Source organism: Rhodococcus mengyinensis (assembly GCF_048381435.1).
Classification (GTDB): Bacteria; Actinomycetota; Actinomycetes; order Mycobacteriales; family Mycobacteriaceae; genus Rhodococcus_F; species Rhodococcus_F opacus_D.
In genome coordinates this window covers 24,488-50,286 of the sequence record NZ_JBLWIT010000054.1, presented here as the reverse complement: position 1 = coordinate 50,286, position 25,799 = coordinate 24,488, and the positions used below count along the sequence as shown (strand labels likewise).

At 67.2% G+C, this 25,799-nt stretch carries 23 protein-coding genes; 15 read left to right on the top strand and 8 right to left on the bottom strand.

Annotation, left to right across the window (positions count from 1 at the left end):
• Positions 1–20 precede the first annotated feature (20 nt).
• Entirely contained in the window at positions 21–1,511 is a 1,491-nt protein-coding gene (locus ACNJ7E_RS10720) for a protein kinase family protein (RefSeq protein WP_280778977.1), read from the top strand.
• Positions 1,508–1,855, top strand: a complete 348-nt coding sequence (locus ACNJ7E_RS10715) for a YidH family protein (protein ID WP_247252241.1) — start codon at positions 1,508–1,510, stop codon at positions 1,853–1,855. The genes ACNJ7E_RS10720 and ACNJ7E_RS10715 overlap by 4 nt, the downstream gene beginning before the upstream one ends.
• On the opposite strand, the gene ACNJ7E_RS10710 is transcribed toward ACNJ7E_RS10715, so the two are convergent.
• From ACNJ7E_RS10710 to ACNJ7E_RS10675, 8 genes are all read right to left on the bottom strand, one after another.
• Positions 1,847–2,731 (bottom strand): formylglycine-generating enzyme family protein, encoded by an 885-nt coding sequence (locus tag ACNJ7E_RS10710; RefSeq protein WP_280779178.1) that lies wholly within the window; start codon positions 2,729–2,731, stop codon positions 1,847–1,849. The two genes, ACNJ7E_RS10715 and ACNJ7E_RS10710, sit on opposite strands and share 9 nt — an antisense overlap.
• 74 nt (positions 2,732–2,805) lie before the next feature.
• Positions 2,806–3,747 carry an HAD family hydrolase gene (locus ACNJ7E_RS10705; RefSeq protein WP_280778979.1) on the bottom strand — a complete coding sequence of 314 codons (942 nt, stop codon included), beginning with the start codon at positions 3,745–3,747 and terminating at the stop codon, positions 2,806–2,808.
• 5 nt (positions 3,748–3,752) lie between these two features.
• A complete protein-coding gene (locus ACNJ7E_RS10700; RefSeq protein ID WP_418339806.1) occupies positions 3,753–5,291 on the bottom strand; it encodes an arylsulfatase in 1,539 nt (512 codons plus the stop codon).
• A gap of 107 nt (positions 5,292–5,398) precedes the next feature.
• Complete coding sequence (locus ACNJ7E_RS10695) at positions 5,399–6,052, bottom strand: hypothetical protein (RefSeq protein WP_280778981.1); 654 nt, start codon at positions 6,050–6,052, stop codon at positions 5,399–5,401.
• A gap of 60 nt (positions 6,053–6,112) precedes the next feature.
• Positions 6,113–8,314, bottom strand: coding sequence for a maltose alpha-D-glucosyltransferase (gene treS / locus ACNJ7E_RS10690; RefSeq protein WP_280778982.1), 2,202 nt, complete (start codon positions 8,312–8,314; stop codon positions 6,113–6,115).
• A gap of 97 nt (positions 8,315–8,411) precedes the next feature.
• Complete coding sequence (locus tag ACNJ7E_RS10685) at positions 8,412–8,792, bottom strand: DUF1937 family protein (RefSeq protein WP_280778983.1); 381 nt, start codon at positions 8,790–8,792, stop codon at positions 8,412–8,414.
• Between the two features lie 46 nt (positions 8,793–8,838).
• Complete coding sequence (locus ACNJ7E_RS10680) at positions 8,839–9,627, bottom strand: alpha/beta fold hydrolase (protein ID WP_418339805.1); 789 nt, start codon at positions 9,625–9,627, stop codon at positions 8,839–8,841.
• Between the two features lies 1 nt (position 9,628).
• Positions 9,629–10,147, bottom strand: coding sequence for an RbsD/FucU domain-containing protein (locus ACNJ7E_RS10675; protein ID WP_280778985.1), 519 nt, complete (start codon positions 10,145–10,147; stop codon positions 9,629–9,631).
• Positions 10,148–10,399: 252 nt separating this feature from the next.
• On the opposite strand from ACNJ7E_RS10675, the gene ACNJ7E_RS10670 reads away from it, so the two are divergent.
• From ACNJ7E_RS10670 to ACNJ7E_RS10610, 13 genes are all read left to right on the top strand, one after another.
• Complete coding sequence (locus ACNJ7E_RS10670) at positions 10,400–11,158, top strand: SDR family NAD(P)-dependent oxidoreductase (protein ID WP_280778986.1); 759 nt, start codon at positions 10,400–10,402, stop codon at positions 11,156–11,158.
• Between the two features lie 127 nt (positions 11,159–11,285).
• Positions 11,286–12,923, top strand: coding sequence for a GMC family oxidoreductase (locus tag ACNJ7E_RS10665; protein WP_418339804.1), 1,638 nt, complete (start codon positions 11,286–11,288; stop codon positions 12,921–12,923).
• Positions 12,920–13,429, top strand: coding sequence for a hypothetical protein (locus tag ACNJ7E_RS10660; RefSeq protein WP_418339803.1), 510 nt, complete (start codon positions 12,920–12,922; stop codon positions 13,427–13,429). The genes ACNJ7E_RS10665 and ACNJ7E_RS10660 overlap by 4 nt, the downstream gene beginning before the upstream one ends.
• 60 nt (positions 13,430–13,489) lie before the next feature.
• Positions 13,490–14,275 carry a GntR family transcriptional regulator gene (locus ACNJ7E_RS10655; protein WP_105416812.1) on the top strand — a complete coding sequence of 262 codons (786 nt, stop codon included), beginning with the start codon at positions 13,490–13,492 and terminating at the stop codon, positions 14,273–14,275.
• Positions 14,268–16,088, top strand: a complete 1,821-nt coding sequence (locus tag ACNJ7E_RS10650) for a putative nucleotidyltransferase substrate binding domain-containing protein (protein WP_418339802.1) — start codon at positions 14,268–14,270, stop codon at positions 16,086–16,088. Before ACNJ7E_RS10655 ends, ACNJ7E_RS10650 begins: the two co-directional genes overlap by 8 nt.
• The gene (locus ACNJ7E_RS10645; RefSeq protein ID WP_418339801.1) at positions 16,085–16,696 is read left to right on the top strand and encodes a 3'-5' exonuclease; all 612 of its coding nucleotides are present in this window, start codon (positions 16,085–16,087) and stop codon (positions 16,694–16,696) included. The genes ACNJ7E_RS10650 and ACNJ7E_RS10645 overlap by 4 nt, the downstream gene beginning before the upstream one ends.
• 231 nt (positions 16,697–16,927) lie before the next feature.
• Complete coding sequence (locus tag ACNJ7E_RS10640; protein ID WP_317570251.1) at positions 16,928–18,391, top strand: APC family permease; 1,464 nt, start codon at positions 16,928–16,930, stop codon at positions 18,389–18,391.
• 44 nt (positions 18,392–18,435) lie between these two features.
• Entirely contained in the window at positions 18,436–19,875 is a 1,440-nt protein-coding gene (locus ACNJ7E_RS10635; RefSeq protein WP_418339800.1) for an aldehyde dehydrogenase family protein, read from the top strand.
• Positions 19,872–20,129 carry a hypothetical protein gene (locus tag ACNJ7E_RS10630; RefSeq protein WP_280778996.1) on the top strand — a complete coding sequence of 86 codons (258 nt, stop codon included), beginning with the start codon at positions 19,872–19,874 and terminating at the stop codon, positions 20,127–20,129. Before ACNJ7E_RS10635 ends, ACNJ7E_RS10630 begins: the two co-directional genes overlap by 4 nt.
• A 36-nt stretch (positions 20,130–20,165) precedes the next feature.
• Positions 20,166–21,599, top strand: a complete 1,434-nt coding sequence (locus ACNJ7E_RS10625; RefSeq protein ID WP_418339799.1) for an FGGY family carbohydrate kinase — start codon at positions 20,166–20,168, stop codon at positions 21,597–21,599.
• Positions 21,592–23,031, top strand: a complete 1,440-nt coding sequence (locus ACNJ7E_RS10620) for an NAD(P)/FAD-dependent oxidoreductase (protein ID WP_280779000.1) — start codon at positions 21,592–21,594, stop codon at positions 23,029–23,031. The genes ACNJ7E_RS10625 and ACNJ7E_RS10620 overlap by 8 nt, the downstream gene beginning before the upstream one ends.
• Entirely contained in the window at positions 23,028–24,362 is a 1,335-nt protein-coding gene (locus ACNJ7E_RS10615; RefSeq protein ID WP_280779001.1) for an NAD(P)/FAD-dependent oxidoreductase, read from the top strand. Before ACNJ7E_RS10620 ends, ACNJ7E_RS10615 begins: the two co-directional genes overlap by 4 nt.
• Before the next feature lie 81 nt (positions 24,363–24,443).
• Positions 24,444–25,784 carry an MFS transporter gene (locus tag ACNJ7E_RS10610; RefSeq protein WP_280779002.1) on the top strand — a complete coding sequence of 447 codons (1,341 nt, stop codon included), beginning with the start codon at positions 24,444–24,446 and terminating at the stop codon, positions 25,782–25,784.
• The last annotated feature ends 15 nt before the right edge of the window (positions 25,785–25,799 follow it).

Sequence of the window (25,799 nt, the reverse complement as noted above, 5' to 3'; positions counted from 1 at the left end):
GGGAGAGCCCGGGAGAGTAGATGACAGCGACGCCGGTGTCCGGGGGCCTGCCGCATTCGCCGCAGGGCCGGGATCCGCTCGCCCCGGGCATGCTCGTCGCCACCCGATATCGGCTCCTGGGACGGTTCGCCGGACCCGACTGGGTGCAGTGGTGGCACGCGCACGACACCGAACTGTGCCGGGACGTCGCGCTCAGCCTCGTCGACTCGGCGCACGTCCGCGCCACCGACACACGTCCGGATCCGGTGGCGCGCTTCTGCCGGAACACCACCGGAACCAGCTTCAGCCACGAGGGCCGGATCGCGCAGGTCTACGACATCGCGGCAGTCGGCGACCGGATCGCCGTCGTCGCGGAATGGACGCCGGGGTGGCGTGTCGCGGATGTCGCGCATACGGTCCCACGGCCGTTGGATGCCGCTCGCACCGTGCGGCACCTGGCCGCCGCGACCGCAGACGCACACCATTTCGGTGCCCGCATCTCACTCGATCATCCCAACCGGGTGCGGATCTCCCACGACGGACTCGCGGTCCTCGCCTTCCCCGCCACACTTGCCGACGGCAGCGCGGCCGACGACGTCGCAGGGCTCGGTGCGCTGCTGTACGCCCTGTTGCTCGGCACGTGGCCGTTGCCCTCGTCCGGCGCGACCCGAGCAGCCGGGCTGCCCCCGGCCGGCAGGCGCGGTGACGGTTCCGTCGTCCCGCCGCATCGTGTGCGGCCCGCGATTCCACGACGTCTGTCCGACGTGGCCATGAACGCGCTTGCTCGGCGACCCGGGATGTCCACCGCGCAGGCGGTCGTCGACGCCCTCGACCGCATCCTGGCGGACGCGCGGGCCCGCTCGGCATCCGCATTCGCTGCGACCACGAAGAGAGCCCGCCCTGCACCCGCCAACCGGGCACCCCGGCCGAACGCGCCGCTTCCCGCGTTGAGCGGCGCACTCGCCCTGATTGTCGCGCTCGGCGCCGCCGGGTGGGCGGCGGGCGCCACATTCAGCTCGTCGGACGCTCCCCCGGCCGCCGTCGCAGACAGCATGCTCAGCCAGATCGCGCCGGTTCCGGACCCCCGTCAGGCACCGCTCACCCCGTCGTCCGCGGCCGCCTACTCCCCGCTGCGCTTCCCCGACAACGGTGCCACTGCCTCCCTCGCCGTCGACGCGAACCCCGCGACATCCTGGGCGACCGACCGTTACCCGCAGCAACTGTCGGCGACGAAGCAGGGAATGGGTCTGATCGTGTCGTTTCCCGGGCCCGTCGATCTGCGGACAGTCTGGATCGACTCCCCGACACCGGGCACCACGGTCGAGATCCGGACCGCGCCCGTCGCGTGGGCGAGCATCGATCGCACCCAGCTGATCGGCAGCGCCACGCTCGGCGACGGGGTCACCCAGATCGTGGCCCGGACGCCTGTACCCACCGACCGGGTCCTCATCTGGATCTCGGGACTGTCCGGCGGCGAGTCCGGGTTCCAGTCGCGCCTGTCGGAGATCGGCTTCCTGGGTCGCGGCGCATGAGCCGCAACATCTTCGGCCCCACGCAGCCGAACGAGGGAAGCACCGCGCGCGACCATCTGGCCAACGAGCGGACCTACCTCGCCTGGCATCGCACCGGCATCAGCGTCGCCGCACTCGGTGTGGCGGTCGCGAAGTTCGCGCCGCACCGCGGCGGCCACGCCGTGGCTGCCGGATTGATCCTGATCGGCGCGGGACTACTGGTCTCCGCGTACGGCACCGTCCGCTATCGGGTCATCAGCCGGCAGATCGAATCCGGGGAATTCGCGCCGGCGACGTTCACCGCCGTGGTCACCTCCAGCATCGTCACACTGCTCGCGCTCCTCGCCGTGGTGGTCCTACTCTGACCCGGGTAGGGCCGTGACGCAGCGGAATCCGATGTGACTCATCCCGGTGTCGACCATCTGCGGCCGCCGTGCCGCGGGCCGATACCGCCGGCAGTAACTGTCCGCACACAGGAACGACCCACCCTTGATCACCCGCCGGGGCACCCGGAATTGGGGCTGCCGGGCGTCGAAGCTCTCCGACATGCCGGGCCCACGCGGATTGCGTGGCGCGCAGCACGACTCCGCTGTGTCGGCGTGCCGATCCGAGTACCAGTCGGCGGTCCATTCCCACACGTTGCCTGCCATGTCGAACAGACCGTAGTCGTTGGGCGGATAGCTACCGACGGCGGTCGTGGTGCCGTACCCGGGGTCCGGGCGCCACGGGAACTCGCCTTGCCAGTAATTCGCCAGCGGAGGGGATTCACTCTCGGCGGTGTCACCCCAGGTGAATTCGGCGTGGTCGAGTCCGCCGCGCGCCGCGGCCTCCCATTGCGCCTCGGTGGGGAGGGACCGCCCTGCCCACTCCGCGTACGCTGCCGCATCCTCGTGGGCGACGTGAACGACGGGATGCCGTTCGCGGCCGGTGATCGTCGATGCCGGCCCCGTGGGGTGCCGCCAGGACGCACCGACGGTCCAGGTCCACCACTGACTGAGGTGACGGAGATCGACCGGGCCCCGAGTGGGGGTGAACACCATCGATCCCGGTTGCAGATTCTCGGCGGGAGCACCGGGGAATTCGGCGGGGTCCAGCGGCCGCTCGGCGACCGTCACATAACCGGTGTCCCGGACGAACGCGGCGTACTGCGCGGTGGTGACCTGGTGGGCCTCGATGGCGAAGGCGTCGACCGCGACCCGGTGCGCCGGACCTTCTTCCGGGTAGTGCCGATCCGAACCCATCGTGAAGGTCTGAGCGGGGATGTGCCGGACTTCGGAGACGGTCTGGGTATCCACACGCCTTCCCTTCTGCCTGATCAGGTGACGGCCGGCGAGAAGACGCTCGTCCAATCGTTCTTCATGCTTACCACGGTCCAGTTCTTTTCTCGTGCGTGTTCGAGGGCCTGCTCCGCGCCCGCGACGTAGTCGAATTCGCGATCGGCGTCGTCGTGCAGGATCAGCACCCGAAGCGACGGGCGATCGGGTAGCCCGGAGAACGCGAGCATCGGCAGGTCGCCGTTGGAATTGCCGACCGACAGGATCGGCCGTCGCCCGATCCGACTCCAGATTCGGACCGGTTTCTCCGGCCCGTCGTCGAAGAAGTCCATCGCAGCCTTGTAGAGCAGGTCGCTCGTGTCCGCCCCTTCACGGTACGAGAGGCCGAGGGCACTGCCGATGACGCGTTCCGGCGGAATCCCGTAGAGCCGTCCGGCGACCGGGCGCATGAAGTCCCGGTCACCACCGGACGCGATGTAGATCGTGAATCCGTTCGCCTCGAGATGGCGAAGCAGTTCGACCATCGGCGCGTATCCGCAGCCGGCGTACGGGCGGCCGAGCGTCGGGTGATCCGCGTCGTCGAAGAAGGCCCGCACCCTTGCGTCGTAATTCTCGACGGTGATCGAATCGAATGCCTCGGTGACTGCGCCCATCAACAGTTTCAGGTCGCCGTCGTCGCCCTGGTAGTGCTTGACCATCGCCGCACCGAGCCACTGAAGGTCGTGCTCGTGGGCCGCCTTCCACGGTTGCGTCTGCTGGAGGCCGGGATCCTTCGCGGCCATCTCGGCGAAGCGCCGGATGGTGAAGTCGAGCTGGATGGGCATCGGCTTCTCGCACCAAAGTGTGCCGTCGTTGTCGAATACGGCCACCCGGTCGGCGGGCTCGACGAAGTCCGGTCCCCGTGTCGTCACCTGCCCGACGAAGTCCTCGATCGCGGACCGCGTCGATCCGTCCGCCCAGGAACCACCCAGCCCGGCCCCCACGTCGGTCAGTCCTTCGCCAGGAAGGCGTGCAGCTTCGCCACCGCGTGGTCGATCGTGAAGCTCGCCGGCTCCTGCCTCGGGGGGAACTCCTTGAACGTCTCGAGGAATTGGGTCGTGATGAATGTTCCGTAGATGGCGATGTAGTCGTGGTCGAGGAACCAGTCCCAATAGGTGTTCGACGTGATGTCGGCCCGCTCGAACGGATCGGTGCGCAGGTTGAACAGTTTCGGCAACCGCAGTTGGGTGAACGGCTCCGCCCACAGGCCGAGGGTTCCCTGCGCCCGCTGCTCCATGAACACGATCTTCCAATTGTCGAAACGGATGCCCAGCACGTCGCAGTCGTCGGAGAAGTACACCATTCCCCGGCGCGGCGACGTCTCTACCTCACCGGTGAGGTACGGGAGCAGGTTGTAGCCGTCGATGTGCACTGTGAACGTCTTCTCGCCGATCGTGTGCCCGGTCTTCAGTTGCTCGACGACCTCGGGTGCGCCCGCGGCGGCGAGGAAGGTGGGCAGCCAGTCGTGGTGCTGCACGATCTCGTTGGACACGCTGCCCGCGGGGATCCTGCCCGGCCAGCGGATCACCTCGGGGACGCGGAACGCACCCTCCCAGTTGGTGTCCTTCTCACTGCGGAACGGGGTGGTCGCGCCGTCCGGCCAGGTGTTCGCGTGAGGACCGTTGTCGGTGCTGTAGATGACGATCGTGTTCTCGGCGAGACCCAGCTCGTCGACCGCGTCGAGCAGTTGGCCGACGTGCTTGTCGTGATCGATCATGGTGTCGTGGTACGGCGACTGCCAGTGCCCGGCCTGACCGACGCTTTCCGGCTTCGTGTGGGTCCGCAGGTGCATGTGCGTCGTGTTCATCCACACGAAGAACGGGGTCTCCGCTTCCTTCTGCCGCGTGATGAAGTCGATTGCCGCGGAAACCGTCTCGTCGTCGATGGTCTCCATCCGCTTCTTGCTCAGCGGACCGGTGTCCTCGATGCGCTGCTTCCCGAGCGGCCCGTACCGCGGATCGACCTCGCCCGCGTCCTCCTCGGTGGCCCAGCAATGCAGCACACCGCGCGGCATCATCACCTCGTGCAGTTTGGGATAGTCCTGTGCGCTCGGGTAGTCGGGAAGCTCGGGTTCTTCCTCGGCGTTGAGGTGATAGAGGTTGCCGAAGAACTCGTCGAATCCGTGAGCGGTCGGCAGATACTTGTTCAGATCGCCGAGATGGTTCTTCCCGAACTGTCCGGTGGCGTATCCGAGGGGCTTGAGGAGTTCGGCGATGGTGGGGTCTTCGGGCGACAATCCGACGTCGACTCCCGGGATTCCGACCTTGCTCATGCCGGTGCGATACACGCTCTGCCCCGTGATGAACGACGCGCGACCGGCAGTGCAACTCTGCTCACCGTAGGAGTCGGTGAACTTCATGCCCTCCTCGGCCAGACGGTCGATGTTCGGTGTGCGGTACCCCATCAGTCCGTCGCTGTAGCAGCTGAGATTGGTGATACCGATGTCGTCGCCCCAAATGACCAGGATGTTGGGTTTCGCGTCCGTCATCTGTCTCTCCTCGCATCATCGGGGGAATCGCAGTCCTGACGTTGCTCGCGGCACCGACGCGCCACATCACCCGTACCGGGTGAGAACCTCGTGTCCCGGAGCGGCGGTCAGTCCGGGGGGATCGACGGCGGCCGATCCACGGTGAGGATGTACACGCTGATCACCATCACCCAGGCCGGGAAGACCAACGTCACCCAGAGACTGAAACTCACGACCACCAGCAGGGTGAGGGACAGCGCGTAGGTGGCGACAGCCAGCCACCGCGGCATCAGTCCGGTGCGCAGCCAGATGGTTCCCAGCGAGATCATGAACACCCCGGCCATGCGCACCCCGTAGACGTTGTTCACATGCAACATCACCTCACGCCCGAAGAAGACGAGGTCGTTCTGCGGAACGTTGGTGAGCCGCGAGACGGCGAGGAGCCCGCCGGCGACCGCCGTCGACACGAACGTCATGGCGAGAAACAGCAGCCCACTGCCGAGGAAGACGGTCGAGAAGAATCGGTCTTCGAGGTCCCCGAGCCGGTCGCGGATGACACCGATGAACCACAGGAACGCGATGCCCGCGAACGGTGCGAGTATCAGGGCCGTCGTGATCTGCCGTTGGTGGTGTAACCACGGGGTGGCGGCTTCGCCGGGCAGCCCGGTGCGCAGCAGAACGATGCTGGAGGCGAACAGGACACCGAAGACGACACCGGCGACGGCCGCGGCCCGTGGAGTCCGTAGCTGGTGGAACTCGGCCTCGCTCTGTGTGCCGGCCATGAGATCAGTCTTCGCCGAGGTCGAGCTCCAGGGCAACAGGGACGCACAAGCGTGACCGGATCAGCCCGCGTCGTCCGCCCTGCCCGGTCGCACGACGACGGGAACCCCCTCGTACGGGGCCAGGGTGATCGGGAAGCTGTGGAGTTCGTCGACGGTGCCGATCTGTTCGTCGGTGAACAGATTGACCGCAGGCGATCCGGCCGGCAGGCAGTGGGACTGCACGGTCGCGGCGATCTCCTCGGACGTGAAGTTGAGAACGGTGACTTCGAGACTCGAGTCCGCCAGTTCGTGGACCATGACGAGCAGTCCCTTGTGCGACACCGTGGGCACGTCGAGCTGGACCGCGGTGGCGATGCCGAACCGGTTACGGACGTCGATGATGCGGGCGAGACCGCGAGCGAAGGACGCCGGGTCCTGCAGTTGCACCGGCAGACTTCCGTACAGGCTGGTGCCCCGGGGAATGCCCGACTCCGACCGGTCGGCTTCGGGATTGACCCCCATCAGGTCGTGCGCGCCGCGGTTGATCCAGCGGGTGTCCCCTTCGGCGAGAAGGTCGGCGACGTCCTCGGACGGCACGGGCAGCAGCCCGCACAGATCCCAGCCCGACAGGGCGAAGACACCGGGTTGGAGCGCGTTGAACATCGCCAGGAGCAGATGCGCCTGCTTGACGGTGTCGATGTCCGCGGCATCCATCCTGTCGAGGTCGCGGATGCCGAGCGCCGCGGTGATGACGCTGGCGGTCGTGCAGGCGATCCCGTTGGTCGTGAACGTGCGGTTGTACGGGGCCCAGCGTCCGGTGAGCCTCTCGCACAGATCCTTACGGATGCGGTCACCGAGATCCGACCCCTTGATCGACTCGCCGCCGTACGCGAACTCGTCGTCCTTGTGCAGCGTCGCGAAGTGGACCAGCTCGAACGTCAGCTCGTCGTGGTTCTGCAGGGCATGGACGAGTGACGCGGCGTCGACACCGTGATCGCGGGCGAGGTTCATGGTGAGCCGGAGAAATTCGGTGTTCCCCATGACGAGGGCGTGATGGTAGGCGGGACGATTGATGAAGTCGTAGGACAGGTCGGCTCCGGTCGTGCCCATCGCCTTGATGTCGTCGATGGTGAGGTTCAGTTCCTGGAACGTGAATCCCCCCATCTTCCGAACGATGCTGGCGATCAGGTGATTCGCCGCCTCCGACAGTGGATGCCCCTCCGACCAGCCGGGCAGTCCCTCGGTCCGGCGTTCGACCCCGAGGAATCCGTTGGCATCCAGTCGAAGTGCACCCGCACCGAGGTCCGCGATGGAGTGGCAGGCATCCCCGATGACGAGGCGCATGCCCGCGAACGACGGATCCAGCCAGTTGATGGAGGGCTGCCCGGCCTTGAAATAGTGCAGGTACACCCACCTCCGCTCGATGCCGTCCACCCCCTTCACCACGGGGGTGACACTCCAGTTGGTTTCCTTGACACCGAGTTCGTAGAAGATGACGCGCTGGAGCTGACCGATGATGTACCCGGCCCGGGCGAGTTGCGCCTCGGTGTCGGCGTCGATGTTGACCGAGTCCCGGCCTTCCGGCACGCGGGGAAGCAGGTGCCAATCCTGCTGTTCGATCTCCACCATGTGATAGATGCCGGGGTAGTCGGCGTACGCCATCTCGGCGAGCCGGAAGTCGGCACCCTTGCCGGTGTGACCGGGGACGATGTCGTCGATGACGATGCCGTCGTACGCGGCGGCGACGACGCAGAGCTTGCGGAACTCCTCCTCGGTCCCGAAGGCCGAGTCGATTTGCATGCTGATGCGATCGAAGTGGCCGTCCACCGACGGCGTGGCCCGCCACCCGTTGATCCCGCCCGCCTGCTTCACCGGCCCGGTGTGGACGGCCGTCACCCCGATCTCGGAGAACGCCTGCCACAGGGACTCGTCGCCGAGCGAACTCAGGAAACTCGCACCTGAAGCCGTGATGATCGAAATCGGGTACGCCGTGAACCACACCGATCCGCGTTCCACCGCTGCGCGCGGATTCGGATCGGCATACGGGTTCTGCCACATGCTGCCCTTGCCGGACAACTGCTCCGCGATCAACTTCGCATCGTGCAGGATCGACTGACTGATCAGCCACTCCACATAGTTCGGGTTGTCCGGAACGGGCTCGCCCGTCTGCGCATCGACCCTGGTCGCACGGCGGACCGACGGTTTCAACGGCCGAGGGCGCGCCGGGTAGAACTGCTCGTCGTAGCTGATCTCGCTGGGCTCGTGATGGATCTCGGGGTTCATGGTCCTCCGTCGTCATCTCGTTTGCTCCGCCGCACGGTCGGCTACCCGTCCACCGTCCCACGGAAACGACCGCCCGGCATGGGGAGTTGGACGACCGTCAGCGGACCGCGGAACTTTCGGGTGCGACGAACTCGGCGGAGGCCTCGGACCACAGGCTCACCCGCCTGTCCCGGCTCTCGAAGAACTCGACCTCGCGTCTGATGCCGGAACTCTGATCCCATCCGGGGAGGTCGAGGATGATCAGTTCCTCCATCGCGTCCATGAACACCCGGTCGACGGGTCCCCACATCCTGCCGATCGCCGTGTTGTCCTTTCCGGTGAAGGTCAGGTTGACGGGATGAGACATCGACACCTGACTGAACACCGCATGGCCGGATTCGACGATGTATCCGGCTACCTGGTTGCTGGCGAGAAACCGCTCGTGCGTCACCGCCGGATCGGCATGGCTGTAGGGGCAGGCCAGAAAGATCTTTCTCATGGTTTCCTCGTGATTCGTGGGGCGCAGGCCGCGGTACAGGGCCCGCTCATCGAGACCCCGCCGGGAGTGGATGCACGGTCCGGCACCATCGCGAGATCGCCTCGATCATCAGCGACGCGACCTCCCGGTGGGCGACGTCGTTCGGAATGTCGTGGTAGCCGCCCGGGATGACGACGCTCTGTCCGTGCTGCAGTTCTCGCGCGAATTCGGCAGCGCGATCGGGTGTCGCGAAGGCGTCGAATTCGCCGTTGACCAACAGGATCGGCATCGTCATCGCGGGCAGACACGCCCGCACTTTTCCTCCGGCCACGGTGAGCGCCTGCCAGAGGTTCGGTTCGGCGGGAGCCGTGTCGAAGCCGAGCGGATCGTTCTCGAGCGCATCGAGGTACGACCGGTCCTTCGCCATGACGAGGTCCGTCCGGCCCTCCGCCTCACGCGGCAGTCCCCAGAGGGGCGCTCCCGTCATGATCAGTCCGGTGCGCAGGGACGGTGTGCGAACCGAGAGGAGGGCCCCGGTCAGTGCGCCGAGCGAGTGGCCCAGGACGACCACCGGCACGCCGGGCCCGTCGCCGGCCATGATGTCGACCAGAACTCCTGCATTGGAAGCGAGTTCGTCCACCGAGGGGAAGAGCCCTGCCGGTCCGCCGGTGTGACCGTGGCCGAGGTGATCGGGCGCCCACACGTCCACACCGGCCGAGTTCAGCTGTCCCGCGAGCCGGTGATAGTGACCGGAGTGCTCACCGAATCCGTGCAGGAGCAGGATCCGCGCCCAGGGCTGCGAGGCTTCCCACTGCCGGTAGTAGACCTTGTTCCTGACACCGTCGAAGTAGGGCATGTCAGGCCTCCGGACTTCCCGGATCGGTCGACGGCGGTGCGGTCGGCAAGTCCTCGAACCAGGTCGGGGACGTGAGCCAGTTCAGCGGAATCGGCGGGCTCGGGTAGCCCGCGACGAGAACGACGTTGCCGTGCACCGAGTAGTCGCCGGTCTGGACGAAGACCTTCACCCGGTCGCGGAGGTTGTAGAACTCGGGGAGGTACCGCAGCTCGTGGACGTTCTCCTCCCCCACCAGTGCTGAGACGAACTTCCGGGCTTCGGGGTTGGCGGTCACCATGTCCTCGGTGACGACGGCTGCTTCGAAATCCCCCACCTCGCACAGCACCGACAGCAGATCCCCGACCGACGGCAATCCCGGTGCGATGCCGAGATCGATGGTCTCGACCTGCGGCGACAGTGGAACGAGGCTCGCGGAAGACGTGCCGCTTCCCGCGTCCGCGACGTAGATCATCTCGCCGTGCCGGAGCTGGCTCACGACGGCGGCCAGGCGTTCGTGCAGCAATCGGGTTTTTGGTGCCATGGGATTCGTCCTTCGATCGAGGGCGTGAGGTGTGCGGCGCAGCGCGCCGGGCACAGAATGTGCTCTAGTCGACAATCGACTAGAAATCTAAGACGTCCCCGCCCGGAGGTCAAGCACTGAACGGATCCGGATCCAACGCTTGACCGATCGTCCGGCGAGGGCGCACACTTTCCTGGTCGATTGTCGACAAGGAGTCAATCGCTTCCGCGTATTCGCGCTTCCACATCCACATGACCCTCGAGGGAGAACACCATGGGCCAGCTGCTGCAGGGTAAGACAGTCATCGTTACGGGTGCAGGCGGAGGAATCGGCCTCGCCACGGCGTTGCATCTCCACGACGAGGGGGCACAGGTGGTCGCCACCGTGCACTCAGAGTCCAGCCTTCCCCAGCTGAAGGTCGACGACGATCGCCTGATCGGCCGCGTCGTCGATGTCACCGAAGAAGAGCAGGTCAAGAACCTCGTCGACTTCACGGTGGCGACGTTCGGCAAGCTCGACGGCATCGTCAACAACGCAGGCATCCTGAAGCCCGGCACCATTCTGGACGCGTCGGTCGAGGACTACCAGAAGACGTTCGACGTCAACGTGAAGGGCGTGTTCCTGGGGTCGAAGTACGCGATTCCCGAGATGCTGAAGGTGGGCGGTGGGTCGATCGTCAACTTCGGTTCCATCAACTCGATCGGCGCCGAGAAACTGCTGACGACATACACGGCAAGCAAGGGCGCCGTGCTCACGCTGACCAAGGCCATCGCCCTGGACTTCGGCGCGCAGGGCATCCGCGCCAACACCCTCTGCCCGGGCTTCGTCGACACCCCGCTGAACGTGCCGCACTACACGGCACTCGGCGGCCGCGAGGAACTCGAGGCCGGGCTCCCCGACTTCCAGCCGATCGGACGCGCCATCCTCCCCATCGAGATCGCGCACTCCGTCGCCTTCCTGCTGTCGGACCACTCCACCGCCATCACCGGGACGGCGTTCGTCGTCGACGGCGGCGTTCTCGCCGGGGCCTGACACACCAACCCTTGCGGTGGGGGGCCCTGCCGCCTCGGGCTCCCACCGCAATCCCATTTGACAGCCGACGTGACTCCCATCACCATTGATGTAATGTCGACAATTAGACGAAATGAGGTCGACCACGATGACTTCCACTGACTCCGATGTCACCCAGCACGACGAGGTCGACGTGTTGGTGATCGGCGCGGGTCCGTCCGGCGCGGTGGTCACGCACACTGCCGCCACGGCGGGACTGAGCACCCTCTGCCTCGAGCAGGGCGACTGGGTCAACCCCAGCGACTTCCCCGCCAACCACCCCGAGTGGGAACTGCTCATCCAGCACGACTGGGCGCACGATCCGAATGTCCGTGCCCTGCCGTCCGACTACCCGGTCGACGTGACGGAATCCGACATGTGGCCCGTGATGTTCAACGCCGTCGGGGGAAGTTCCATCTTCTACGGCGCGGAGTGGCCGCGACTGCTGCCCTCGGACTTCCGGGTCAAGACGCTCGACGGTGTCGCGGACGACTGGCCGATCAGCTACGACGACCTCAAGCCGTACCACGACGAGGTCGACGAATTCATCGGCGTCTCCGGAGTCGACGGCGACACCGCCTACCCCGAAGGTCTCGAATACCCGTTGCCGCCACACCCGTTGGGCAAGCCCGGGATGAAAGCGGCCGAAGCCGCGAACAAGCTCGGCTGGCACTGGTGGCCGGGCACCAACGCGATTCCCAGTCAGAAGAACAAGACACTCGAGCAGTGCGGCCGCTGGGGCGTCTGCGAATGGGGTTGCCCGCAGGGCGCGAAGGCCTCGTTCGACTTGATCTACATGCCGCAGGCGCAGCAGGCCGGCGCCCGCGTGGAGACCGGTGCGCGTGTCCGCAGGATCGTCACCGGCGACGACGGCCGTGCAGCAGGCGCCGAATGGGTGGACCGCACCGGCGCCGTCCATTTCCAGCCGGCCCGGGCAGTGATCGTCTGCGCGAACGGCATCGGAACACCGCGACTCCTGCTGCTGTCGGCCGACGAGAAGCATCCGGACGGCCTGGCGAATTCCTCGGGCCAGGTCGGCCGGAACCTCATGCTGCACCCCAACTGCACCGCCATCGGGTACTACGAGGACAATCTGGAGAGCTGGCGTGGGCCGGCCGGACAGCTCATTCACTCCATGCAGTTCTACGACACGGACACCTCCCGCGGGTTCGTCCGCGGCGCCAAGCTGCACGCCCTCCCGACGCCGGGACCGCTGAACACGATCGAGACCCACCGGCAACTCGATTTCGACGACCTGTGGGGACCGGCCATTCACGATGTCGCGCGCGCGGCGTCCAACGGCATCCTCTGGGCGGCCAACGTGGAGGATCTACCCGAGGAACACAACCGGGTCACCCTCTCCACCGAGGAGTTCGATGCCGACGGCCTGCCTGCGCCGAAGGTCGAGTACCGCGTCAGCGAGAACACCCGCAAGATCCTGAAGTACACCGTCGACCGCATGGTCGAACTCCACGAGGCGGCGGGCGCGAAGCAGATCTTCACGCAGGAATTGTGGGTCGACCAGCCGGGGCACCTCCTCGGGACGGCCCGGATGGGCGACGACCCGGCGACGTCCGTGGTCGATTCGTACGGCCGGGCACACGATGTCGAGAACCTCTACATCGCGGACGGCAGCATTTTCGTCACGTCCGGCTCCGCCAATCCGACCTGCACGATCAGCGCCCTCGCCCTCAGGGTGGGCAAGAAGGTCGTCGAAGACGTCACCGCACGGAAGGCATCGGTATGAGCACCACATCCCTCGACCTGCACTCGACGCCGAAACGGCGACTGTCGGTACCGGGCAGGCACACGGCACCGCCGCGGCCGCTCACGGATTCCGAACTGACGACGCTCCTGCGGATCGCGGACTGCCTGATCCCCGCGTCCGGTGAGAATCCCGCCGCCAGCGACGCCGACGAGTACCTCCGCTACCTGAATCTGGCGCTCGCCGCCCGGGCCGACGTCTTCGACGCGGTCCTCTCCGCGGTCGACAAGACGGCCGGTCTGCACGGCGACGGCCTGCGCGCCGAGATCAAGCGGATGTGGGCCGAAGACAAGTTCACGTTCGATCCGCTGTCGTCGATCCTCGCCGGCGCCTACTTCATGACTCCCCAGGTCAAGGCGTTGATCGGGTACCCCGGGCAGCACCGCGACGCCGCCGGATTCGAGGATGCCGCCAACGAACTGGACACCGGGATACTCGATCCGGTGCTCGAACGCGGACACTTCTACGTGTCCGCGAACGGCGAATAGCCTGCTCGGACGCTCCCCCGTCCCGCACTGTTGATCTATTGTCGACAAGAGGCTCCCGGCGTGGTCAACGTCGAAACAACCACCATCAGAAAGGACAACCCGATGACTCTGTCACCGAATCGTCCACCGGGATCGACTGTGGGTCGACGCGAGGACGGCGACATCTCCCTCGGGCGGATCCATCAGCGCACCACTCCGGGCACGGTCGCGGGCGTCCTGCGCACGGCGATCCTCGACGGCACCCTGGCCCCCGGCAGTCAGCTCCGCGAGGCACACATCGCCGCCGACCTGGGTGTGAGCCGGGCGCCGCTGCGAGAGGCGCTGAGCATCCTCGCCGACGAAGGCCTCGTGGTGAAGATCGCGTACAAGGGTGCGTTCGTCGCCGAGGTCAGCGCGAAGGGGATGGCCGAGATCGCCAGCCTGCGCAAACGGCTCGAGCCCTACGCGATCGAGTTGGCACTGCCACGACTGTCGGGGGCAGGCCGGACCAAGATCGTGCGGACCCTCCAGGACATGGCCCGGGGCGCGGACGACGGTGACCTGACCCGGACCATCGACGCGCACATGAGCTTCCACCGGGTGATCTACGAACTGTCCGAGCACGGCCTCCTGCTCGACCTGTGGCGCAGCTGGGAATCCCAGCTCCAGTTGTTCCTCTCGGCGGATCATCAGTCGTTCCCCGATCTCCACGACGTCGTCGCCGAACACGAGCGCCTGCTCACCATCATCGATACCGGCGACCTCGAGGCGATCACCCGCGAGATCGACCGGCACGTCCACGGTTCGACCGACGCTGCCCCGGCCGCAACCGCTCCAGTCGACGGTTCTCAACCGTCGAATGCGTGAGTACGTCGACTTCCTCGGCAGTCAGCCGCCCTACGACGCGCTGGATTCCGCCGACCTCGATGCCCTGGCTCGGACGGTGGAGGTCGAGTACTTCGCCGCCGGCGCACGGATCGTCGAGGCAGGCGAGGCCCCTCTCGATCACTTCTTCGTAGTCCGCACCGGAGAGGTCGAGGTGATCGACCGCGGCCGGGTCGTCGACCTGCTCGGCCCCGGCGAAACCTTCGGGCAGATCTCGGTGCTCTCCGGTTTGCCTCCGCCTCTCGCGATCCGCGCCTCGGAAGACACACTCTGCTACCGCTTCCCCGACCCGCGGCCGGTGCTGCAGCACCCGCAGCGACTCCAGTTCGGGCACTACGGCACCCTCGTCACGCGGGAACGGTTGGCCCGCTCCGGTTTGGTCGATCAAGCATTGCGCGCGGCCCGGCATCAGATGCGACCCGTCGTCTGGTGCCCCGCCGACGCGACCGTGAGCGAGGCGGCGTCCGTGATCACCGACGCAGGCCAGTCGTACGCGTTGATGGACCGGGGCGGCGCGATCGGCATCGTCACGGACAACGACTTCCGGCGGGCGTTCGCCGACGGGCACGTCGACGCGCACAGCCCGGCATCGGTCATCGCCTCGTTCCCCGCCCGGTCCGTTCCCGCCGAGACTCTCGTGGGCGATGCGTTCCTGACGATGGTCGAGTCGGGGGTGCACCACCTGGTCGTGACCGGCACCGGTGAAAGACCGGTGGGGATTCTCCGCGTCGTCGACCTCGCGTCGGCCGAAGTGCGCAATCCCCTCGTCGTCCGCCGCGCGATCGACGACGCGACCACGGTGGAGGACCTGGCGTCCGCGGCGGCCCTGCTCCCCGGAACCTGGGTCGAGTTGTACGACACCGGCGCGTCCGTCATGCACGTCGCGGGACTGATGTCCGCGGTGATCGACGCGATCATCCGGCGGCTCGTCGAGCTGACCGACGTCGGCGACGACCACGTTCCCCACCGGACGTCCTGGCTGCTTCTCGGATCGGTGGCCCGCCGCGAACCGCTGCCCAGGTCGGACGTCGACACCGGCCTGGTCTGGGAAGACCTGCCCGGCACCGACTCGCCCGCCCGGAAGTTGCAGACTTGGGCCGGACGCGTCCTGGACAACATGGAACGCTGCGGCCTGCCCCGCTGCGCCGACGGCGCCAACGCGACCAACCCGCTGTTCGCGCGTTCGCGCACCGACGCGGTCGCCGCCGCGACGTCGTGGATCACGAATCCCACCCAGAAGAACGCTCTGCTGCTGTCGTCGATGATCGCCGACAGCAGACCCGTCAGCGGGATGTCGCTCGGACGTTCGGTGTCCGACGCCATGCTCGCGACCACCCGCAGTCGCGAGTATCTGTCGGCCCTCCTGCGCTTCACCACCTCCCGGCGACCTCCGGTCGGGTTCGTGCGCAACTTCGTCGTCGAGCACTCCGGCGCCAACCGCGGCCACCTCGACCTCAAGGCGGGTGGACTCGTGCCGATCGCCTCCCTCGGACGGTGGATCGCGGTGGTCACCGGCGACGATCGCGGCTCCACCCTCACCCGGTTGCGGCGCGGCGAGGCCGCCGGTCTGCTCACCGCGGACGAAACCGAGACGCTCGTGCGCGCGTTCGAGTATGTGTACGGATTGGTCCTGGGCCGCGAGATCGAAGCCATCAAAGGCAGCACCGACGCGACGACGTGGGTCGCGCCCAACCAACTGGACACGCTCACCCGCCGGTATCTGCGTGAATCGTTCCGGGCGGTGGCCGAGGTCCAGAACCGGCTGGAAAGCGAATGGGTGGCGCGCCTTCCATGAGGACACACCTGAGGTTCCGCCGCGCCGACGCTCTGGTGCGCCCGTGGCGCGACGCCGAGTTCGCGGTCGTCGATCTGGAGACGACCGGACTGGACCTCGCGCGGGACACCATCGTGTCCTACGGGGCGGTCGTGGTCCGGCACGGTCGCATCGTCGTGTCGGAGAGCGTCTACGGACTGGTCCACCCCGAGTGCGACATCCGCCCGGAGGCCGTTGCCGTCCACACGCTCCGGGAGGCGGACGTCGCCGACGCCCCGCCGTCGAGCGAGGCCGTCGGGGTCCTGCAGCGCCTCCTCACCGACCGTGTCCTCGTCGCCCACGCGGCCTGGGTCGAGACGGCCTTCCTCTCCCGCGCCTTCCGCGACAGCGGGCTGAAGTTCCGGCCGATGGTCGTCGACACCGCGGCCCTCGCCCGTGCGGTCGGCGTGGCGCCACGGCAGCACCGGTGCGAGCCGAACCTCGAATGGCTGGCCGACACGCTCGGCCTCCCCGTCGTCGATCCCACCACGCGCTGGGTGACGCCGTCACCACGGCACAGGTGTTCCTCGCACTGGCGTCCCGGCTGGAGCGCCTCGGTTACGACACCGCGCGCTCCCTGGTCGATCTGAGTGCCGGCGAACGTCGCCTCGGGCGCGGTTGACGCAGACGTAATCCAGCCGAAACAACTGGTGATTGAGGTCACACCGATTTGTGGTAGATTGTCGACAGTAGAACAAGCGCGGCGCATCCAGTCGCCTTCTTCCACGACAACCGAACCTCGTCTCGGCACATCCCCCGCCGAGATACCCGCGACAGAGACCAGCGAGGTCACGATGGCCATAACCCCGGAAGAGCCCCCGGTGTCCACTCAACCGCCCACCGAGCCCGAGCGTCCGCTCCTCGACTCCGGAGCGGACACCGATTCCGCATATCTGGAGAAGCTCGGCTACAAGCAGGAACTGAACCGAACGCTGGGACTGTTCTCCGCCTTCGGAGTCCAGTTCACCTCGATCGCGATCGCCTCCGGAATCTTCACGACCCTGATCGTCGGCTTCGGATTCTTCGGGCCCGCGTCGTTCTGGTCGTTCCTCGTCGGCGGCGGCCTGCAGGTATTCACGGTCGGACTCGCGGTCGCGCAGCTCGTCTCCGCCTACCCACTGGCCGGCGGCGTGTACCAGATCACCGGGCGGATCACCGGGAAGCCGTGGCTGGCCTGGCAAACCGGATGGTGGCTGCTGATCGCGCACACCGTCGCGGTCACCACCGTCGCCGTGAGCATCGCCCCCTTCGTCGCCGGCTGGTTCGGCGTCACGTTCGAGGACAACACCGACGCACTCCCGTGGGCGCTCGGTCTGATCGTGCTCGGCACCGTCATCAATATCGCCGGAGTCAAGGTCGCCGCCGTGCTCAACAACATCGGCGTGGTGGCGGAAGTGCTCTGCGTCGTCGCGCTGGTAGCCGTGCTGCTGATCGTGAAGCACCCCACCCAGCCGCTGTCGTTCCTGAGCGAGTCCGGCGGAACGACCACCGGCGGCAACTGGTTCGTCCCCTTCCTTCTCGCGATGATCCTTCCCGCATATGCGATCTCGTCGTTCGACGCGACCGGAAACGCCTCCGAGGAGACCAAGGACGCCGCCCGCAAGGCGCCGATGGCATCGGTCATGGCCAACGTCTCCTCCTACGTCGTCGGCATCTTCATGGTCGCGCTGATCATGCTCGCCATCCAGGACCTCCCGGCGGTCATGGAGAGCACCACCCCGGTCAAGCTGATCCTCGACACCGCGGTCGGTGCCGCGTTCGCGAACATCTTCGAAGCCGTCGCTATCGTCGCCCTGTTCGCTGCCCTGGTCATGCTGCAGCTCACCGGCATTCGCGTCCTGTGGTCACAGGCACGCGACGGCCAGATCCCCGCGGCCTCCTGGCTGCGCAAGGTCAGTGCCCAGCGGATCCCGATCAACGCGACCCTCACGATCTTCGCGATCTCCGTGGTGTTCGCGCTGTGGTCCTCGCTGCTGTCCGTACTCGCAGCGATGACGGCACTCGCCTGGGGAATGGCCTACGGTGTCGTGGTCGTCGTCGGCTTCTACGGACTGGTCAAGCGCAAGCTGCCGTCCCACCCGTGGCACTACGGCATCGTCAGCCCGGTCATCTTCGTTCTGGCGATCGCCTGGTCGGTCGTGCTGTGCGCGCTCCTGATCTACTCCGACCCCACCCATGTCGGCCTCGGCATGCTGCTGGTCATCGCGTCGGGCGCCGTCATCTACATGCTGATCCCCAAGAGCAGGCGCGGGAAGTCCATCGACACCCAGGCCGGACACCTCTGACAACCCACCTCCCCGACCACCGACCCACATTCGAAAGGACTTTCATGTCTTCCACGCTTCGTTCCGTCACCAACATCATCGACGGCAAGGCCGTGGCAGGATCCTCCGAGCAGGTGCGACAGGTCCGCAACCCGTCCACCGGCGAGGTCGTCGCCGAACTCCAGGAATCGACCGTCGAGGACGGCTACCGCGCCGTCGACGCGGCCCGCGCCGCCTTCCCCGCCTGGGCCGCGAAGACGCCCGGCGAGCGCTCGCAGATTCTGCACGACCTCGCCAACCTCCTCGAGGCGAACCTGGACGAACTCGCCGACCTCGAGACGCTCGATTCCGGCAAGCCGACGACGGCGGCGAAGGGTGACGAGCTTCCCGGGATCGTCGCGGCGTTCCGGCACTTCGCCGGAGCGGGCCGGGCATTGTCCGCGCAGGCCGCCGGGGAATTCACCGCCGGCAACACCAGCTTCGTCCGGCGCGAACCCCTGGGCGTCGTCCTCGGCATCACACCGTGGAATTTCCCTCTCTGGCAGGCGATCTGGAAGCTGGCCCCCGCACTGGTCGCCGGCAACACCGTGGTCATCAAGCCGGCCGAGCTGACCCCGCTGGCCACCACCCGGTTCGCGGAGCTCGCGCAGCAGCTGCTGCCCGCGGGTGTCCTCAATGTCGTGCACGGCAAGGGCAGTGTGGTCGGGGACGCTCTCGTTCGTCACCCCGACGTCAACCTCGTCTCCTTCACCGGCTCGACGTCCGCTGGACAGCGGATCGCTGAGGCTGCGGGTGCCACACCCAAACGGCTGGTGCTCGAGCTGGGCGGCAACGCTCCCGTCGTCGTCTACGACGACGTCGACCTCGAGGCCGCACTCCCGATCCTCACCAACGGCATCCTGTTCAACGCCGGCCAGGAGTGCATGTCGGCAACCCGGCTGCTGGTGAGCGAGACCATCCACGACACGTTCGTCGCGGCGCTGGCCGACAGCCTGCGGGCGGCCAGGATCGGCGACGCCGCCGACACGTCGACGGTTCTCGGACCTCTCATCTCGGAGGGCCAGCGCGCCCGCGTCGCCGAGCTCGTTGACGGCAGGCCCGACCACGCACGGGTCGTGACCGGCGGCAGGATCGTCGACGGTCCCGGCTACTTCTACGAAGCCACCCTCATCGACGGTCTGCAACAGGACGATCGGCTGGTGCAGGAAGAGATCTTCGGCCCGGTGGCGACGGTCCAGACGTTCACCGACGAAGCGGACGCGCTGGAGAAGGCCAACGCGGTCGAGCAGGGTCTCGCCGCGTCGGTCTGGACCCGCGACATCGGCCGAGCCCTGCGCAACGTCAACGCGATCGAGTCCGGGGTCGTGTGGGTGAACAACCACATGGCGGTCGGCCCGGAAGGACCGCTCGGCGGTTTCAAGGGCTCGGGCTACGGCAAGGAGGGCGGCGCGGCCGGTCTCGAGGAATTCACCCGGGTCAAGCACGTCATCGTGAGCCTGTCGTGACGGCACCGAGCCGCCACGACACCGCGTGGGGCACGTGGGTGCCGGCAGAGCCGGAAGATGCGGTCGGACGGGCGATCCGGCGGATCGACCTGCGCAGTGGAACGGCATCGCCCTGGGCGCACGCCACCATGGTCGTGCCGTCACGAGGGCGCACGTGCTGGTTGGTGACGCTGTGGGACGGCAACGTCGACGTGTGGCGGGTCGACGACACGACCGCGAGATACGAGTTCGATTTTCGCACTCGGACCGACTAGACCAGCTCCACCCCTCCGATTCGAAAGGAAGAGCGCGTGACAGTCCTTGCCATCGACCAGGGCACGTCCGGCACGAAGGCTGTCGTCGTCTCCGAGGACGGCGACGTCCTCGCGATCGCCGAAACACCGGTCCGTCCGGCATATCTCTCCGCAGGCGGCGTGGAGCAGGACCCGATGGAACTGCTGGGTTCGGTCCTCGAGGCAGGACGGAGCGCGGTCGCGAAAGCGGGTGTGCCCGTGTCTGCCGTCTCCCTCGCCAACCAGGGTGAGACCGTCCTGGTGTGGGACCCGGACACCGGCCGACCCCTCAGCCAGGCCGTGGTGTGGCAGGACCGCCGGTCGGACCAGCTGTGCCGCACCAAGTCCGAGTCCAAGGCATGGGTCGAACAGCGGACGGGCCTCGTGCTCGATCCCTATTTCTCGGCGCCGAAGATGCAGTGGTTACGGCAGAACGCCACCACGGCGGGGGTGGTCACCACGACGGACACCTGGATCGTGCACTACCTGACCGGGGAGTTCGTCACCGATTCCGCCACCGCCAGCCGTTCGCTGCTCACCGACCTCGACACGGTCGCGTGGGATCCGCAGCTTCTCGAGTTGTTCGAACTCTCCGCCGAGCGGATGCCTGCCATCGTCGCCAACGACGTCGTCGTGGGAACCACGAATGTCTTCGGATCCGACGCTGCCGTCGGCGGTCTCGTCGTCGATCAGCAGGCGGCTCTGCTGGCGGAGCGGTGCTTCGACGCGGGCACCGCCAAGTGCACGTTCGGCACCGGGGCGTTCCTGCTGGCCAACACCGGCACGCTCCCGGTCCGCTCGGCCGCCGGGTTGGCGTCCTGCGTCGCGTGGAATGTGCGCGGGAAGACGTCGTACTGCGTCGACGGCCAGGCCTACACCGCCGCCTCCGCCATCCGGTGGATCCAGGACCTCGGCTTGATCGAGTCGGCGCGCGACCTCGACAGTGTGGCCGCACACGATTCCGGTGGAACGTATTTCGTGCCCGCACTGGCCGGCCTCGCCGCACCGTGGTGGCGGCCGGACGCGACGGCATCGTTCTCCGGGATGACGTTGTCCACCGATCGGTCCCAGTTGGTGGCCGCCGTCCTCGAGGGGCTGGCGGCGCAGACGGCGGAGCTGGTGTCTGCCGTCGAAGGTGACCTGGGCGCTCCCCTCACCCGGCTGCGAGTGGACGGCGGGCTCACTCGGTCCCGCCGCCTCATGCAGGCCACGGCCGATCTGACCCAGATCCCCCTCGACGTCTATCCGTCGTCCCACGCCACCGCTCTCGGTGCGGCGGCCTGCGCCAGATTGTCACTGAACCCCGACCTGTCCCTGGAGGACGCGGTAGCCGACTGGGAACCGGCGACCACCTACGAGCCGCGGTGGTCGGTCGACCGCGCGGCAGAATTCCGACACCACTGGCGGGCGGCCGCACGAGCGGCGCTGCCACAGGAGAAAAGCGATGACTGACACCCCTCCGCCCCCCGATTACGATTTCGTCGTGCTCGGTGCGGGCATCGTCGGCTCGGCGATCGCGCGGGAGCTGGCCGGATATCACCACACCGTGGCACTCGTCGAGGCGCGGGACGACGTGGGCGACGGGACGAGCAAGGCGAACACGGCGATCCTGCACACCGGATTCGACGCGAAGCCGGGCACACTCGAATCCCGCATGGTGAGCCGCGGTTACACCCTGCTCTCCGAATACGCACAGCAGACCGGGATTCCCGTCGAACGCTCGGGCGCCATCCTCGTCGCATGGAACGACGAGGAACTGGCCGCACTGCCGGGCCTGCGCGACAAGGCCGCCGACAACGGCTACCCCCACTGCGACATCATCGACGCCGACGAGATCTACCGGCTCGTGCCCGCGCTCGGTGACGGCGCGCTCGGCGGACTCACCGTCCCCGACGAGTCGATCATCTGCACCTGGACCACCAACCTCGCACTGGCGACGGATGCCGTCGCCCGCGGAGTGACGCTGCGGACGCGGACCCGCGCCGAATCGGTGACCACCCTGGCCGAGCGGACGATCCTGCACACGTCGAGCGGCGACATCGGCGCGCGGTGGGTGATCAATGCCGCCGGGCTGGGAGCCGACTACATCGACAGGGAATTCGGCTACGACCGATTCCACGTCACCCCGCGGCGCGGCGAACTGCTCGTCTACGACAAGCTCGCACGAACGCTGATCGACAAGATCGTGCTCCCCGTCCCGACGTCCCGCGGCAAGGGTGTTCTGGTCAGCCCGACGATCTACGGCAACGTGATGCTCGGGCCCACCGCGGAAGACCTCACCGACCGTTCCGCGACGGCGACGTCGGAAGCCGGCTTCGAGTTCCTGCTGGACAAGGGCGCCAAGCTGATGCCGCGCCTGCTCGAGGAGGAGGTCACCGCCACGTACGCCGGACTCCGTGCCGCCACCGATCACGGCGACTACCTCGTCGAGGTCGACCACGATCGGCGTTACGTCCTGGTCGGTGGAATCCGCTCGACCGGGCTGACGTCCGGAATGGCGGTGGCCGAGTACGTCGGCGAACTGCTCACCAAGGCAGGCGCTCTCGACAGCGCACGCACCGAATTGCCGCCGCCGCCCCGGATGCCGAACATCGGCGAGGCATTCACTCGCCCGTATCAGGACGCCGAACTCATCGCTCGTGACAGTGAATACGGCAGGGTGGTCTGCTTCTGCGAGCGCGTCACGGCGGGTGAGATCCGCGACGCGTATCAGTCGCTGATCCCCCCGGCCGGACTCGAAGGGCTCCGTCGCCGCACCAGGGCGATGAACGGCCGGTGCCAGGGCTTCTTCTGCGGCGCCGAGATCGGTTCGCTCGTCGATGCACACCGATGCCCCGCCGGTTCGCCCGAGGCGACCGAGACCCGGAAGGAAGCCGTCCGATGAGCGCTCCAGATACCTCACGCACGGTGATCACCGCCGAGGTCGCCATTGTCGGCGCAGGTCCCGCCGGGTTGGCTGCGGCCACACAGCTCGGAAAGGTCCACGGGCGCCAGGCTCTCGTCCTGGACCGTGAAAGCCGTGCGGGTGGGATCCCGCGCCATTGCGATCACCCCGGCTACGGCATCCGAGACCTGCACACGTTCATCGGCGGCCCGGCCTACGCCGAACGCCTGGTGCGGGATGCGAAGTCCGCGGGCGCCGACATCATGCCGAACGCGATGGTGACGGCGGTGCATCCCGACGGCGCGCTCGACGTCACCTCACCCGCGGGTCTCCTCCGCATCGAGTCCAGGGCACTCGTCCTGGCCACCGGTGCCCGCGAGCGTGCCCGCCCGGCCCGCATGATTCCCGGCGACAGACCGTCCGGGGTCTACACCACCGGACAACTGCAGAACATCGTGCACCTGCACCACGGACGGGTCGGAACGCGCGCGGTGGTCGTCGGTGGCGAACTAGTGAGCTGGTCCGCGGTCATGACGCTGAAGCACGCCGGGTGCAGGACCGTGCTCATGACGACGCAGCACTCGTCGCCGGAGTCCTACGCCGCCTTCACCATTCCCGGCAAGGCACTGTTCCGGCTCCCGATCGCCACCCGCACCCGCGTCGTGCGCGTCATCGGCCACGGCAATCTGGAGGCGGTCGAGATAGAAAATCTCGACACCGGCGCACGCGAGATCGTCGAGTGCGACACCGTCGTCTTCACCGGCGACTGGATCCCGGACCACGAACTCGCGCGCACGGCGGGTATCGCCATCGACCCCGGAACGAAGGGACCGCTGGTCGACACCGCCCTGCGCACCAGCCGGCCGGACGTCTTCGCCGCGGGCAACGTCCTGCACCCGGTCGACACCGCCGACATCGCAGCCCTCGACGGCACGTTCGTCGCAGACCGGGTGGCCGCGTTCCTCGACGCCGGCGAAGCGATCGATCCGGGTACGACCGCGGTACGCATCCTCGCGGCCCCGCCGTTCCGCTGGGTTTCCCCGGGACTGCTCCGGGCAGGCGACCCCGCCCCACCACGCCGGCGCCTGCTGCTGTGGACCGATCAGCTGGTCCGCTTCCCGAAGGTGACTGTCTCGCAGCGGGGTCGCGTCGTCGCGACCACGCTGCTGCCGTGGGCCGCGTCACCGGGGCGGGTCTTCCGCGTGCCGTGGTCGATCATGGATGCCGTCGACCCGGCGCAGGGGCCCGTGACCGTCGGTCTGGCCAACGCGCCTCACGGGGAAACCACGCGCAATGCGGCAGGGGAATTCATCCCGACCCGCTGCAGCTGAGCACACCCCGACACCCATCTTCGTTCAGCACCATCTCGCACACAGATTGTCGACAATAAACCTCGATCGATCGGAAGACTCATGACGGAAGTACAGGGCGGTTTGCACGGCCCCGAGATGCGGCGGGCCATCACGGCCGCCGCGATCGGAAACTTCATCACCTGGTTCGACTTCGCCGCATACGGATTCCTCGCCGTTCTGCTCGGCAGGATCTTCTTCCCCTCCGAAAATCCGGCGACGAGCCTGCTGGCAACGTTCGCCGCGTTCGGAGTCGCGTTCCTGATGAATCCGATCGGCGGCTTCGTCTTCGGCCGACTCGGAGACAAGGTCGGCCGCAAGAAGATTCTTGCGACAGTGATCATTCTGATGTCGCTGTCGACGTTCGCGGTCGGTCTGCTGCCGGGATACGCCACCATCGGCCTCGCGGCCCCGGCACTGCTGGTGACACTGCGGATCATTCAGGGTTTCGCCGCCGGCGGCGAACCCGGCGGTGCGGCGACGTTCCTCGTCGAGTCCGCAAAACGTGGCAGGCGGGCGCGCACCGTCAGCTTCTGGCACTGCTCGAGTTATCTCGCCAACGCGGCGGCCTCGGTTCTCATCCTCGGCCTCAACGCCGCACTGAGCGAAACGGCGATGTTCGAATGGGGCTGGCGGATCCCCTTCCTCATCGCGGGACCGCTCGGGTTGGTCGGTCTCTACATTCGCCTGAAGCTCAGCGACACTGCGGAATTCGAACGACTCCAGTCGTCGGGAGAAGTCAGCGAGTCTCCGGTCAAGGATGCCCTCGCGACCAGTCGCCGGCAGATCGTGCAGGTGGTCGGGTGCATTGCGCTGCAGGCCGCGGCCTTCTACTTCATCTTCGTCTACATGGAGACGTATCTGCAGTCGGAAGTGGGATTCTCGTTCGGCCTGGCCTCCGCGTCGACGGTCACCTGCCTGTGCTCGGCGGCGGTCGCCATCTTCGTGTTCGCCCGCTTCTCCGACCGCTACGGCCGCAAACCGGTGATCATCCTCGGTGCCGTATCGAGCACGCTGATCGTGTATCCCGCGTTCATGGTGTTCGCGACGGGGAATGTCCCCGCAATCGTCGTTGCGCACGCCGCGATGGGGATCTGCCTCGCCATGTTCATGTCCGCGTCGGGCGCGGCGATGGTGGAGATCTTCCCGAGTCGTGTTCGGTACGCAGGATTCTCGATCGGATTCAACATTTCGGTGGCAGTCTTCGGCGGCACCGCGCCGTATGTGGCGACGTATCTGATCGCGGCAACCGGCAGTCCGTTGGCGCCCTCGGTCATCCTGATCGTGACGGGCGTGATGGCCATCGTGGCGGCGGCGACGCTCCACGAAACCGCGGGCCGGAAAGTCGATGCGCGGGCGGAGGCGGAGCCCCTCCGCCGCGATCCCATCACCGTCGGCGAATAGCGGCCGAAGAACCCC

Coding starts and splice junctions, on each gene's coding strand:
- ACNJ7E_RS10665 (WP_418339804.1), top strand. CDS start 11,286: ATGACTTCCACTGACTCCGATGTCACCCAGCACGACGAGGTCGACGTG.
- ACNJ7E_RS10675 (WP_280778985.1), bottom strand. CDS start 10,147: ATGGCACCAAAAACCCGATTGCTGCACGAACGCCTGGCCGCCGTCGTG.
- treS (WP_280778982.1), bottom strand. CDS start 8,314: ATGAACCCCGAGATCCATCACGAGCCCAGCGAGATCAGCTACGACGAG.
- ACNJ7E_RS10620 (WP_280779000.1), top strand. CDS start 21,592: ATGACTGACACCCCTCCGCCCCCCGATTACGATTTCGTCGTGCTCGGT.
- ACNJ7E_RS10660 (WP_418339803.1), top strand. CDS start 12,920: ATGAGCACCACATCCCTCGACCTGCACTCGACGCCGAAACGGCGACTG.
- ACNJ7E_RS10610 (WP_280779002.1), top strand. CDS start 24,444: ATGACGGAAGTACAGGGCGGTTTGCACGGCCCCGAGATGCGGCGGGCC.
- ACNJ7E_RS10670 (WP_280778986.1), top strand. CDS start 10,400: ATGGGCCAGCTGCTGCAGGGTAAGACAGTCATCGTTACGGGTGCAGGC.
- ACNJ7E_RS10645 (WP_418339801.1), top strand. CDS start 16,085: ATGAGGACACACCTGAGGTTCCGCCGCGCCGACGCTCTGGTGCGCCCG.
- ACNJ7E_RS10680 (WP_418339805.1), bottom strand. CDS start 9,627: ATGCCCTACTTCGACGGTGTCAGGAACAAGGTCTACTACCGGCAGTGG.
- ACNJ7E_RS10720 (WP_280778977.1), top strand. CDS start 21: ATGACAGCGACGCCGGTGTCCGGGGGCCTGCCGCATTCGCCGCAGGGC.
- ACNJ7E_RS10715 (WP_247252241.1), top strand. CDS start 1,508: ATGAGCCGCAACATCTTCGGCCCCACGCAGCCGAACGAGGGAAGCACC.
- ACNJ7E_RS10635 (WP_418339800.1), top strand. CDS start 18,436: ATGTCTTCCACGCTTCGTTCCGTCACCAACATCATCGACGGCAAGGCC.
- ACNJ7E_RS10700 (WP_418339806.1), bottom strand. CDS start 5,291: ATGACGGACGCGAAACCCAACATCCTGGTCATTTGGGGCGACGACATC.
- ACNJ7E_RS10685 (WP_280778983.1), bottom strand. CDS start 8,792: ATGAGAAAGATCTTTCTGGCCTGCCCCTACAGCCATGCCGATCCGGCG.
- ACNJ7E_RS10710 (WP_280779178.1), bottom strand. CDS start 2,731: ATGGGTTCGGATCGGCACTACCCGGAAGAAGGTCCGGCGCACCGGGTC.
- ACNJ7E_RS10695 (WP_280778981.1), bottom strand. CDS start 6,052: ATGGCCGGCACACAGAGCGAGGCCGAGTTCCACCAGCTACGGACTCCA.
- ACNJ7E_RS10615 (WP_280779001.1), top strand. CDS start 23,028: ATGAGCGCTCCAGATACCTCACGCACGGTGATCACCGCCGAGGTCGCC.
- ACNJ7E_RS10650 (WP_418339802.1), top strand. CDS start 14,268: ATGCGTGAGTACGTCGACTTCCTCGGCAGTCAGCCGCCCTACGACGCG.